The sequence below is a fragment of the Flavobacterium sp. HSC-61S13 genome, assembly GCF_024171535.1.
Taxonomy (GTDB): Bacteria; Bacteroidota; Bacteroidia; order Flavobacteriales; family Flavobacteriaceae; genus Flavobacterium.
The window spans coordinates 493,593-506,045 of the sequence record NZ_JALJZV010000001.1 but is presented as its reverse complement, the minus strand read 5'-3'; the positions used below and the strand labels follow the sequence as shown (position 1 = coordinate 506,045).

13 protein-coding genes are annotated in these 12,453 nt (G+C 34.6%); 5 read left to right on the top strand and 8 right to left on the bottom strand.

Annotation, left to right across the window (positions count from 1 at the left end):
• Positions 1–59: 59 nt before the first annotated feature.
• Positions 60–275, top strand: a complete 216-nt coding sequence (locus L1275_RS02155; protein WP_253469229.1) for a hypothetical protein — start codon at positions 60–62, stop codon at positions 273–275.
• A gap of 67 nt (positions 276–342) precedes the next feature.
• Here L1275_RS02155 and L1275_RS02150 read toward each other — a convergent pair whose 3' ends face one another.
• Positions 343–531, bottom strand: a complete 189-nt coding sequence (locus L1275_RS02150; protein ID WP_253469226.1) for a CAL67264 family membrane protein — start codon at positions 529–531, stop codon at positions 343–345.
• A gap of 11 nt (positions 532–542) precedes the next feature.
• Entirely contained in the window at positions 543–1,547 is a 1,005-nt protein-coding gene (holA, locus tag L1275_RS02145) for a DNA polymerase III subunit delta (protein WP_253469224.1), read from the bottom strand.
• Positions 1,548–1,598: 51 nt separating this feature from the next.
• Here holA and L1275_RS02140 point away from each other — a divergent pair, with 51 nt between their 5' ends.
• From L1275_RS02140 to L1275_RS02130, 3 genes are all read left to right on the top strand, one after another.
• Positions 1,599–2,051, top strand: coding sequence for a type I restriction enzyme HsdR N-terminal domain-containing protein (locus tag L1275_RS02140; protein ID WP_253469222.1), 453 nt, complete (start codon positions 1,599–1,601; stop codon positions 2,049–2,051).
• The gene (locus L1275_RS02135) at positions 2,052–3,050 is read left to right on the top strand and encodes a glycosyltransferase family 2 protein (RefSeq protein WP_253469220.1); all 999 of its coding nucleotides are present in this window, start codon (positions 2,052–2,054) and stop codon (positions 3,048–3,050) included.
• A 78-nt stretch (positions 3,051–3,128) separates the two neighbouring features.
• Complete coding sequence (locus L1275_RS02130) at positions 3,129–3,965, top strand: OmpA family protein (RefSeq protein ID WP_253469218.1); 837 nt, start codon at positions 3,129–3,131, stop codon at positions 3,963–3,965.
• 232 nt (positions 3,966–4,197) lie between these two features.
• Here L1275_RS02130 and L1275_RS02125 read toward each other — a convergent pair whose 3' ends face one another.
• The 5 genes from L1275_RS02125 to def form a co-directional block, all read right to left on the bottom strand.
• Positions 4,198–4,392 carry a CsbD family protein gene (locus L1275_RS02125; RefSeq protein WP_253469216.1) on the bottom strand — a complete coding sequence of 65 codons (195 nt, stop codon included), beginning with the start codon at positions 4,390–4,392 and terminating at the stop codon, positions 4,198–4,200.
• Between the two features lie 258 nt (positions 4,393–4,650).
• The gene (locus tag L1275_RS02120; protein WP_253469214.1) at positions 4,651–6,576 is read right to left on the bottom strand and encodes a S8 family serine peptidase; all 1,926 of its coding nucleotides are present in this window, start codon (positions 6,574–6,576) and stop codon (positions 4,651–4,653) included.
• Positions 6,577–6,763: 187 nt separating this feature from the next.
• The gene (gene mazG / locus L1275_RS02115; protein WP_253469212.1) at positions 6,764–7,549 is read right to left on the bottom strand and encodes a nucleoside triphosphate pyrophosphohydrolase; all 786 of its coding nucleotides are present in this window, start codon (positions 7,547–7,549) and stop codon (positions 6,764–6,766) included.
• A 124-nt stretch (positions 7,550–7,673) separates the two neighbouring features.
• Positions 7,674–8,114 carry a DUF5606 domain-containing protein gene (locus tag L1275_RS02110; RefSeq protein ID WP_253469210.1) on the bottom strand — a complete coding sequence of 147 codons (441 nt, stop codon included), beginning with the start codon at positions 8,112–8,114 and terminating at the stop codon, positions 7,674–7,676.
• A 56-nt stretch (positions 8,115–8,170) separates the two neighbouring features.
• Entirely contained in the window at positions 8,171–8,758 is a 588-nt protein-coding gene (gene def, locus L1275_RS02105) for a peptide deformylase (RefSeq protein WP_253469208.1), read from the bottom strand.
• 171 nt (positions 8,759–8,929) lie between these two features.
• Here def and L1275_RS02100 point away from each other — a divergent pair, with 171 nt between their 5' ends.
• Positions 8,930–11,173, top strand: a complete 2,244-nt coding sequence (locus L1275_RS02100; RefSeq protein ID WP_253469206.1) for an FUSC family membrane protein — start codon at positions 8,930–8,932, stop codon at positions 11,171–11,173.
• 65 nt (positions 11,174–11,238) lie between these two features.
• On the opposite strand, the gene L1275_RS02095 is transcribed toward L1275_RS02100, so the two are convergent.
• Positions 11,239–12,447 (bottom strand): NAD(P)-dependent oxidoreductase, encoded by a 1,209-nt coding sequence (locus L1275_RS02095; RefSeq protein WP_253469204.1) that lies wholly within the window; start codon positions 12,445–12,447, stop codon positions 11,239–11,241.
• Between the last annotated feature and the right edge of the window lie 6 nt (positions 12,448–12,453).

The following is a 12,453-nucleotide window of genomic DNA, read 5'->3' as shown; positions in this document are numbered from 1 at the left end:
GGAGTTTGTTATTTGTTGAATACCCTTTTTTTTAATTAAATTAGTGAAAAATCACATTTATGGAATTCAGTCAAAAATTAATTATTGCCAACAATATTGTAGTAGAAAACACCAATGTCCATTTAAAAGACTCGGAAGGTGTTGATGAAATAACTATGCATATCGGAGATGTTGTTATCAATGCCGTTTGGGCAGATCATGGCAAATTATTGGTTACCTTAGAAAATGGTACCATCAGACTGTATCGCAATCACTTGGATTACGATATGATTTAAGTTCAAAACAACAAAAAGATCGGTTTATCCGATCTTTTTTATCTTTATTATACTTTATTTTAAAAAATTACACCCTTCCTTTAAGTGCACTAAAAACCCAGGCATTAGCGAAGAATCCTACTCCTACTGCAACAAATCCCCATCCGGCAACTTCATTGTATCTAAATATCCCTAAGGCTATTAAAATTACTCCCATTGCAATCATGATCAGTGTTGCCCATCCCAAAATTTTGTTTTTATTCCATTTGTTACTCATGGTAAAATATATTAATTAAAAATTTTAGCTAGCATTTCCTTTAATAAATCCCCTTGTGGCATGGCTGATGCCCCCACTCCTTTGTTCTTTAGGTCGATATCCTTTAGAATTGAAATGATTTGACTGACCTTCCTCATTGGATAGTTCTTAAAACCGATTTCATAGTCCTTAAGACCGTATTGACTAATTTTTAAATTCTTAACCACATTGGTAGCAGACTTGTCTTTAAGACCATGATACAAGAGCAGCTTAGAGAAATACGAATAGACCAACCCTAAAGTTAAAACCAAAGGATTGTTTTTGGTGTTTTGTGAAAAGTAATGCGCAATTTTATAGGCTTTTAATTGATCGCGATCTACTATAGCTTTGATCATTTCGAAATTATTAAAATCTTTGCTTATACCAATATTGCGCTCAATCACTTCTGCCGTTATTTCACTGCCTTTAGGCAAAATAATGGTCAACTTATCGAGTTCGTTAGCAATCTTACTTAAATCCGTACCCAAAAACTCTACTAACATCGCCGCGGCTTTGGGTTCGATATTATAACCCTTACCGGAAACCACCCGTTTTAACCAAGCTTCAATCTGATATTCCCGCAGCTTTTTACTCTCGTAAAGCACGCCTTTTTTCTGAATGTTTTTATAAACCTTTTTACGTTTGTCTAAGGTTTTGTATTTATAACAAAAAACCAATACGGTACTTGGTTGTATATGCTCTAAATAATCGTCTAGCTGATCAATAGTTCTAATGAGTTCCTGAGCCTCCTTTACGATGATTACCTGGCGTTCGGCCATTAAAGGAAATCGTTTGGCATTGGAAATAATCTCTTGCATACTGACGTCTCTGCCATATAACACCATCTGATTAAAACTCTTTTCATCTTCCGTTAAAATATTCTTTTCAATAAATTCAGATAACTTATCGATATAATACGGTTCTTCACCCATTAGAAAATAAACGGGTGCTATAGTTCCTGCTTTGATATCTTTTGTAATTTGTATTACCTGATCCAAAATATTTTTTGTTTAATTGTTCTTTGTCGTTAGAAAAAATATCTTTGTGTTATGCAAAAATTAAATTTTCCTTCATTTGAATTTCGCTTCAAAAATACTAAAAATAAGCTTGCTATTTTTGATATTATTCGGAAAAAGTTTATTCAGCTTACCCCTGAGGAATGGGTACGCCAACACCTTGTCCACGATTTGATATTTAACAAAAATTACCCACAGCAATTGATTAATGTCGAAAAAGTCATTAAAATAAATGATTTAACTAAACGCTATGATGTAGTTGTCTTTAAGCCCAATGGCGAAATATTTCTATTGGTTGAATGTAAAGCGCCAGAGGTCAAAATTACCCAAAGTACTTTTGATCAAATTGCGCGTTATAATCTATTATTACAAGCCGATTTACTGTATATATCAAACGGTTTAAATCATTACTTTTGTCAGATGGATTTTGAGTTGGAGAAATACCACTTTTTGTCAGAATTGCCTATATATCAATTAAAATCCTAAATGATGCCTCAAATTGCAATTGTCATTTTAAATTGGAATGGTAAAAAATTACTCGAACAATTTTTGCCTTCCATAGTTGAATACTCCCCAAATGCATCGATTTATGTTGCAGACAATGCTTCTACGGATGATTCAATATACTATATCAAAAATCATTATCCATCGGTCAAAATCATTAGTAACCATGATAATTATGGATATGCCATGGGTTATAATGTGGCTTTAAAAGAAGTGACCGAGCCCTATTTGGCATTGGTAAATTCCGACATTGAAGTTACTGAAAATTGGTTGTTACCGATTATCGAATTATTTGACCAAAAACAGAATATTGCGATTATTCAACCGAAAATACTCGATTATAAAGACAAATCTAGATTTGAATATGCTGGCGCAGGGGGTGGATATATCGATCGTTTTGGCTTTGCGTTTTGTCGCGGTCGTATATTTGACACTCTAGAGACCGATTTAGGACAATACAACGATACGCTACCGATTTTTTGGGCTTCAGGAGCCTGTTTCTTTATACGTCGAAATGTCTTTGAACAACTGCAGGGTTTTGATGTTGATTTTTTTGCACATCAAGAAGAGATTGATCTGTGTTGGCGTGCAAAAAATCACGGTTATCAAGTTTTTTATTGCGGCCAATCAACCGTATATCATGTCGGAGGAGCCACTTTGGACTATCAGAACCCGCGAAAAACCTATTTAAACTTTAGAAATTCGCTGTTTATGTTATTAAAAAACCTTCCCCGTAAAAATTTATTTGGGATGATTTTTATACGTCTTTGTCTCGACGGTGTGGCGGGTATTAAATTTTTGTTTCAAGGAAATCCCAAGCATTGTCTTGCTGTGATTCAAGCTCATTTTCACTTCTATAAGAAGGCTGCGTACTACTTCAAGAAACGAGCCGTGAACCAACAAGAGGACTATTACTATTGTCAAAGCATCGCCAAGCAATATTTTATAGAAAAAAAGAAATATTTCAAACAAATACTTTAACATTAGTTTCGTTTAATTTATTTTAATAATTGCACAATTTTTGATAGATTAGCAATATATAACAAATCATTATTTATTATGAAAAAAGTCATTTTAGGATTATCTATTTTGGCAATTACTTTGAGCTCTTGTGGGAGTCAAAAGAAGATTGCCGCTCTAGAAAGCAAGAACAAAGAGATTCAAGATTTATTGAATACTTGTACTATTAAATTAAATACATGTTTAACGGAAAAAGAATCTTTAAAATCTCATGCTGATTTATTAAAAGAGACTAATGATAAGTTGTTAAACAATATGGGTAATCTAACTACTTTATCTTCTAAAGGAGCAGAAAACTTAGAGAAATCATTAGAAAGCATGAAAGAGAAAGATCTTAGAATTTCGCGCCTTCAAGATGCGGTTTCTAAGAAAGACTCTGTGACTTTAGCTTTGGTAACCAGTTTAAAAAGAGAAGTTGGCTTCAACGATCCAGATATCGAAGTTAATGTTGAAAAAGGAGTTGTGTTTATCTCTATTGCTGATAAATTACTTTTCAAAAGCGGAAGTTATGTAGTTAGCGATCGTGCTAAAGAAATTTTAGCGAAAGTAGCTAAGGTTGTTAATAGCAAACCGGATTTCGAATGTATGGTTGAAGGACATACAGATAATGTGCCTATCAAAAATGCTATGATGGAAGATAACTGGGATTTAAGTGTTAAAAGAGCTACTTCAATCACAAGAATTTTACAAAATGATTTAGGTGTTAAACCAGAACAGTTAATCGCTGCTGGTAGAAGTTCTTATGTTCCTTTAGTATCTAATGATACACCAGAAAACAGACAGAAAAACAGAAGAACTAGAATCATCATCATGCCTAGAATTGACCAATTCTATGATATGATTGAGAAAGAAATGAAAATTTTAGCAAAAAGCTAATCATGACATTTTAGATAGTTATAATTAAAGACCGTTTCGACGGTCTTTTTTTATGCCTACAAACGATTTTAAGCGATGATTCGAAGCTAAGTGTCATTATGTAGCTTTGAGTAGATCGGTATCTCTATCCATCTGTAAATTCGTTCACGCTATAGGAAGGCCAGTGATTATGAAAAGACGATGTGTCCAACAATAAAATGGGGCTTATACATTTGTATAAGCCCCATCTCTATTAATCTTCTTTCCACTCCTTGAGTTCCTTTTCAATTTCCTCACGAGTTCTTCCACTTTTTTCTTGTATTTTTCCGACCATTTCGTCAAACTTTCCTTCTGCGAAAGCTTTATCATCGTCAAACCATTCACCGTATTTTTGTTTTACAGCCCCTTTAATTCGATTCCATTTTCCTTCTATTTCTAGTTTGTCCATAATTGATAATTATTAGGTTAGAATATAAATATATTAAAAACATTTTAAACAGGCTCCCAATTTAAAGTTAAAACAGCAATGTTACTTTGTGGAAATTACATTATTTTCGCTCAAATAGCAACCAATATATTTTAGTTATCTACCTCATTAGCAACGTTGTACTTTTACCTATGATATAAGAAAAAAGCAGCAATGAACTTGCGTACATTACTGCTTGATATGCTATTTACTCGTTAAAATTCAAACAAGTAAATGTTGTTATTTATTGACTAAAATCTTCTTAGTCATTTGTGCTCCAGCATTTTTAAACTTTAAAAAGTAAACTCCTGAAGATAAATTATTCAAAGGGATGGTCCAATTAGAAGAAAAGGTATCCGCGTTGTTTACTTGTAGTATTGCTTTACCAGCAATATCATACAATACGACTGTTGCCCCTTTCAATTGCTCTACACTGCCTTCAATGGTAATCCTATCGTTAGCTGGATTTGGCCATATTTTTAATTCATTTTCTAGCTTTACATTGTCTTCTATGGATAAGGTTCCCTGTGTGGAGCTAACCACTAAAGAAAAATCTTGTTTATCTCTTGACAATTGATCTTTATGAGATACGACTAACTTATAGATACCTGGTTCAGCATTAGGAATTTCAACTTTTTCAATATTATCGACATCATTATCACCTTTTAAAGCAAATGGTAGGTTGAAATCTTTATTTAGCTTCCACGGAAAATATTCAGTACCATCTTTATAGATTCTCAAATCTAAATCATTGTCAAGTGCAGGTGTTGGATCATCCAAATATTCAGCAAATTGATCATTTATATTTCTCGGGCTATCCGTCCACGCAAGAGTAGCTGTTAAATTAGTTCCCGATTTTGTAACTGTAATATCTTTTTCGTAGGTAGCTCCTTGTGTTAAAGTCAATTCATTAATTAAGGCTAAATCCGATTTGCTTTCTGAAATCACTTCAATACCGCGTTTAGCATTGATTAATCCCCAACCAAATTTATGATCTGGTCCAGGATCTGCTCCTGTTTCATCAGCTGTTTGAACCATTAGAGCACGCAGTGTTGCTGATCTATATGGGTTTTCATTTTTTTGAATAGCGTATTGTTGCCATAGAATTAATACACCTGAAACAGCGGGAGCTGCCATTGACGTACCATTTAGAGTCTCATACGATTTATTATCAACATTATTGTTTGTCGAAAAAACCTGAACCCCTTTAGCTGAAATATCCGGTTTTATTCTAAAATCATCGGTTGGTCCAAAACTGCTGAAAGGTGACATGGCAACTTGATTGGAGCTAGTATAATTGGGTACATCAAAAACAGCAGCTACAATAATCGAGTTTTTAGCTAGAGAAGAACCCAGTAATAAATCATTTCCTTTTTTTGATGGATTTAATCTAAGGAAACTTTGACGATCATTTCCAGCTGCAACAACTGGCTGATAAAATGGTGCATTAAACGCAATCATATCAAATCGATATGCGGTAAAATCATAGGAACCAAAATAGTCTACTGGAATTGGAAAATTCTCGTTCGTAGTATCAACGCCATAGGAGTGGTTAGAAACCAATAAACCTTCTGCTGCTTGTGCAGCCATTTCGGAAGTGTCTTTGTTCCAGTCATTGCTCCATATCGTGGCTTTAGGCGCCATTCCCTTAGATGCTGCATTATTGGTGCCTGCAGAAGCTACAGTTCCGATAACATGCGTTGCATGACGATTGACAGCGGTACTTTTATCTTTAAAAATAATTCGACCATCTAATTCTACATGGGTTGATAAACCAACTCCACCGTCCCAAACCCCCACAGTCATGTCTTCTCCATTTAGGTCTAATCCCAACTCTGTTTTGATATTATCAACTCGAGCGGTCTTTCTAGATCCTGCGTTTTTTGTACTATAATAAATTAAATTCCCTTTTTTATCAATTTCATATACTGCAAAATAATTGCCATCCTTGTCAAAACCACTTAAAGGCAATCCTTTTGCAAGTGCAAATTCTTGTGCTTTCGACTGGCTTTCTATGGCATATGTTTCATCTGCAGCAGCAAAGCTTTTTAAAAAATCTACTTGAGTATTTTTCGAAATAGCTGCTTTCACTTGCATATTTTGTGCTTGTGCTGTAAAGGTCAAAGCCGCAAATGCAAAAAAAGCATATTGTAATTTAATTTTCATAATTGGAGTTTAAAAACTAGTCCATAAAACTAACACTTTTTAAACATTTAAAACGTTTTTTTTACTACTACTCTGGATCTTAATTTATTCAAATAGTTAATATATGACAAAAAACTCATCATAAATCATGTAATATAGATGTACTTCGTAATTTTGTTTTAGATATAGTTAAAAAAAATAGTATTCACTATAAGTTAATTTTTAGTTTTTTTGCTTCGTTCCAATATCGATCCATCTCTTCCAAATTCATATCGGTTATCGTTTTACCTAAATCTGAAGCTTTTTGTTCAATATATTGAAATCTAGATATAAATTTCTTGTTAGTTCGCTCTAAGGCTGTTTCTGGATTTATTTTTAAAAAACGCGCATAATTGATTAAGGAAAACAATACGTCACCAAACTCCTCCTCCATCTTGTCGGTTTGATTCAAATTTACCTCTTGTTCAAATTCGTCTAATTCTTCTTTTACCTTATTCCAAACATCAGCTCTATTGTCCCAATCAAAGCCTACTCCTTGGACTTTTTCTTGAATTCTACTTGCCTTAACCAAGGCAGGGAGGCTTTTGGGAACTCCGCCTAAAACCGATTTATTACCCTCTTGGAGTTTTAATTTTTCCCAGTTTTGTTTTACCTCTTCAGCTGTGCTCACCTGGGCATCGCCATAGATATGTGGATGCCTTGATATTAATTTATCACAAATTCCATTCGCCACATCAGCGATGTCAAAAGCCTTTTTCTCGCTACCGATTTTGGCATAGAAAACGATATGTAGTAAAACATCGCCCAATTCTTTCTTGATTTCCATTAAATCATCATCCAAAATAGCATCTCCGAGCTCATAGACTTCCTCAATAGTTAAATGTCGAAGACTCTCCATGGTTTGTTTTTGATCCCAAGGACATTTTTCTCGAAGGTCATCCATGATGTTTAATAGCCGTTCTATGGCTTTTAATTGTAATTCTCTAGTTTGCATATCTAAGATTAGGTTTTAATGAGCAGTGGTCACGATCGCCACTAATTTAATATTGTTTGACCATATAAGGATATCAGGACCTTTAAGGGTAAAAAAAAATCCCGTTAAAACGGGATTTTAAAATTTATTTTTCAACGCTTTCGACTACCGGAGCTGCTGCTTCAGCATGCTCGCCAAAGGCCTCCTCAGTAATCATACCTCTGTTTTGAAGAATGTTATACCAGTTTAAAACCTTTTTAATGTCCGATACATAAACCCGTTCCTCATCAAACTGAGGAAGTATCTCTCTAAAGTAAGTCGTTAATACCGCATTGTCCTCTTTGTGAGAAACCGCTGCTTGGTAATTTTCTTTTTTGGCAATAGATTTGAATACAATAAATAATTTTACTTCATCATCATAGGTATACATCGAGATTTCAGAAAGCAAACTTACATTATGCTTCAATCCAATGGTACTTCTTTTTCCGTCTACTAGAGACTCGGCAACAAAACCTGTACGTGTTTGTACTTTCAATTCATACAATCCCGGTTTTCCTGAAATGGCTAATATTCTATCTAAACTCATCTTTTGAAATTATTTTAATTTTAAAGTAACAAATATCTTCTTTGGTGTTTTTTATTTTATCTACCCTTTTTTGAAGCAAACTTCATCTTATAATTCGGTACGATTTTCCCTTCAAATATGTTTTGCAAACGACGCGCATTCAAGCGTTTTTTTAAACTATTGATTTTGTCAGTAAAAAGGATTCCTTCGATATGATCGTATTCATGTTGAATCACCCTTGCCGCTAATCCACCAATCTGCTCCACGTGTTTTACGAAATTTTCATCGTAGTATTCAATGGTCACTAATTCTTTTCTGTATACATCCTCATTAACATCAGGTATGCTTAAACATCCCTCATTAAATGCCCACTCTTCACCTTCTTCTGCTAGAATTTTAGCATTGATAAAAGCTTTTTTATAAGTCGATAAAAATAGGGCTTCTTCTTCTGTTACATCATCATTCTCTGCGAATGGAGCGCAATCTACTACAAATAATCGAATTGCCAAACCTATTTGAGGTGCTGCTAATCCTACTCCATGCGCACGATGCATCGTTTCAAACATATTCTCTACAAGATCAGCTAATTCCGGATAATCTGGGCCAATATTTTCTCCTACTTTTCTCAATACAGGATCACCATAACCCACAATTGGTAATATCATAATAGTTTTGTTTAATATTTATGCTGCTCAAAATTTTAAGCAAACACAAAATTAATCAAAAAAACAGAAAGAATTATTACAATATACAAATTTTGGTATTTATTTTGCAGTATCTTGCCTAGACAATCTTGATCACAATAAATTAATTTTAAATCTGCCCACGGAATAGCTATGTTTAAGACAGCGAGAAAATTCACGGATAACCTACACCTTACCGACTCATTAAAAATTACCATATCTTCTATTATTCCCTTTTTGGTGTTGATGCCCTACAAGGAATTTACGCTCGCTTTCACTATTGCCATGGGAGCTTTACTGACTGCCCCAGTAGATATTCCCAGCAACCTAAAACACAAGGTTGTCGGACTATTAGTAGGTGCGCTATTAATTCCAACTATTACCTTGGTATTATGCACTGTGGTTGGAACTTTCCTTTTTTATCCCGTTTTTCTAAGCATTATATTCGCATTATGTATGATTTCCGTTTATGGACATCGCGCAAATATGCTATCATTTACCGGCCTACTAGCCGTCAGTTTAGCTTTTGTTCATCCGTATCAAGGTAAAGATTTATATATGCATTGCCTAATGCTTTTGATGGGCGGAATACTGTATTTGGTCGTATCGCTGTTGTTTAATCTAGCTCGACCACGAAGATATGCAGCTTTGCAAACGTCAGAATGTATGGATTTAACCGCCGAATATTTGAAATTGCGTGCTAATCTATGGGCTAAGGATGCCAATAGAGATAAGATTATTGAAGAACAATTGAATGTCCAGGTTAAACTCAATGAGATACACGAAAATCTCCGAGAATACCTCGTCAGAAATAAAGCCAATACTGGGAACTCTTCCTACAACCGAAAAATGTTAGTGGCGTTCACAGCTTTAGTGGATATTCAAGAAATTGCGCTATCAACGGCTTTTGATCACAAAAAGTTATATGTACTTTTTAAGGATCACTTAGATATTATTGAAGATTATAAAAAATTGGCAGATCAGTTTGCCAGTACGATTTCTAATATTTCTCTTTCATTGAATATAGGTAAAAAATATACCGCAATATCTTCCTTGACTGACGATCTAAAAAAGATTGAGGACAAACTTTATCAATTTCAAAAAAACAATCAGTCCGACTCTACATCTGAAGCGGTTCTGATGTTTTCAAATGTCATTCACTACGCTGGCAAACAGATTGAAAAAATTAAAATATTAGAGCGCGTTTTAACCAATACCGTTACAGAGAATGATTTAAAAGGGAAACATAAAGATCTTGAGAAATTTTTGACTCCACAACATTACCGCTGGGATACGCTGAAGGAAAATATGAATTTTTCATCTACTATTTTTCGTCATGCCTTACGACTAACCATCACGATTCTACTAGGATTTATGATCGGTCAAATCTTTAATTTACTCAACGGATATTGGATCTTATTAACCATTGTTGTTATTATGCGCCCTGGTTTTGGACTAACCAAACAGCGTTCCTTTGAGCGGGTTATCGGAACAGTGGCCGGAGGACTTGTTGCCTTTGGATTATTGGCTTTTATCGACAATACTACCGTTTTGGCCGTGCTAACGATCTTTACCATGATTGTTGGATATTGGTTTTCACATACCGACTACAAAATTGGCGTAACTTTTATAACGATTTATGTAGTCTTGATTTATGGGATTTTGACACCTAATTTTATGGACCTGCTCACCTACCGTATCATTGATACCTTAATCGGTGCAGTACTGGCTTTTGGTGCCAACTATTTGTTATGGCCGTCTTGGGAATTTTTGAATCTAAACATACATTTGACTAAATCGATTAAAGCCAATAGGGATTATCTAAAAGAAATTTCGATTTACTACAACGAAAAAGGAGAAGTAACTTTACCTTATCGCTTGACTCGTAAATATGCATTTATTGAAATCGGAAATCTGATGTCCTCATTCCAAAGAATGATACAAGAACCTAAATCCAAACAGAAATACCGTTCAGAACTCTATGAATTAGCAGTATTAAACCATACGTTATTATCGTCTGCCGCCTCTATAGGAACCTACATTCAGTCACACAAAACCACGGAGGCGTCTAAAGCTTTTAACGTGGTGATGGATACGATCGTTAAGAATTTGAATACGACCATTGAGGTTATTCAAGATTCTTCGAAAGAACGGTATATCATGACGCAAGATGAACAAAAAGAATATGAGATCAGCTTTTCCTATTTGAAAGACATTCGTGAAAAGGAATTAAAACTGTCGATCGATGATGATGAAGACATCAAAGTAAAAATGGAAGAATCACAACTCGTTATTGAGCAATTAATCTGGTTAACGAACTTATCTGAACAAATATTAAAAGTTGCCAAGAAATTGGCTTACAAGAAAAATCTAAAGAAAACGGTTTTTGCTGCTTAGCCTAATTAAAAAAAGGGATCATCATGGTGCAAATGATGATCCCTTTTTCAATATAATGTTAGGATTTACTCTTGTTTTTCCGCTAAAAAATCTTCTAAATAAAGGAATTTGTCGGTTAATTTACCGTTTTCTGTGACAGTTGCTCTTTTAAAAATGCCGTCTTTATCTTGATTAAAGAAAGCCGGAATCACTTGTTCAATAAAGGATTCTCCAAAACCTTCACTAGCATCCTTAGGTAACTCACAGGGTAAATTATCTACTGCCATCACAACGACTGCTGCGGGGTGTTCGATACTTACTTCTTTATTTTCTCTCGGATAATAACCGTAAATAGGATCCGCTATGGTAGATGTACGGATAGTTGAATCGATGGGGCCATCGATATCACAAGAAATATCAGCCACTACTTTAATCTGATTATGTGCACCATTTAGCATGGCTTGGCTAAGAATTTTAGGAGCACCCGTTTTATAGAAATGGCCGGCAATAAAAATATCTGCTTCACGCGAGAACCTTTCAAAATTCGATTCGTATAAATCTGGATTTTGATAAAAATCACTTTTTGAGACTGTGCTTCCATCAATTCTCTTATAATAGTCTGTAACATCAATTTGCGCATAGACCGGTACATCAAAATCTTTATTCAAAAAGTCTTCTATCGAAACCTGCTTCATTTTCATACCGTCTAGTATCTCCTTTGCGCCCATACCAACTTTACCATGTCCGGTTAGAATAACTTTAACAGGTGGCAAATACGGTCTACTCACACGTTCGATCAAATCTTCTTTGTGTAATAACAATTCCGCTTTGACTAAATTGAATAACTCATATTTAATTCCAAAGGCTCTAAATCCGTTATAAGCACCGACGATACCAGCATATCTACCAAAACCAATAAGACGTTTATTATTTTCATCGACCAAGGTTTCGTGATCAATCAATCGAATGTTTTTGTCCAAGCAGGCTTGTAATAAGGCTCTGTTATGACTTTGTTTTTTTATGGTATGTGAGAAAAAGAAATAGGTTTTATTTGGGATAAGCGCATCAATAGGTACTTCCTTAACCCCAATTAATACATCACAATCGGAAAGATCATCACTGACTTCAAACCCCAAATCCTTATACTCTTGGTCTGAAAATACACGAATATCCGAAGATTCAATTACAAACTGTGCCTCAGGGAAACGTTTTGTCACTTCAACCAACTCCGTAGGGCTAAAAACAACGCGTCTATCTGGAGGGCTCTTTCTCTCTTTTATAAGTCCAAATTTCATAGGTAG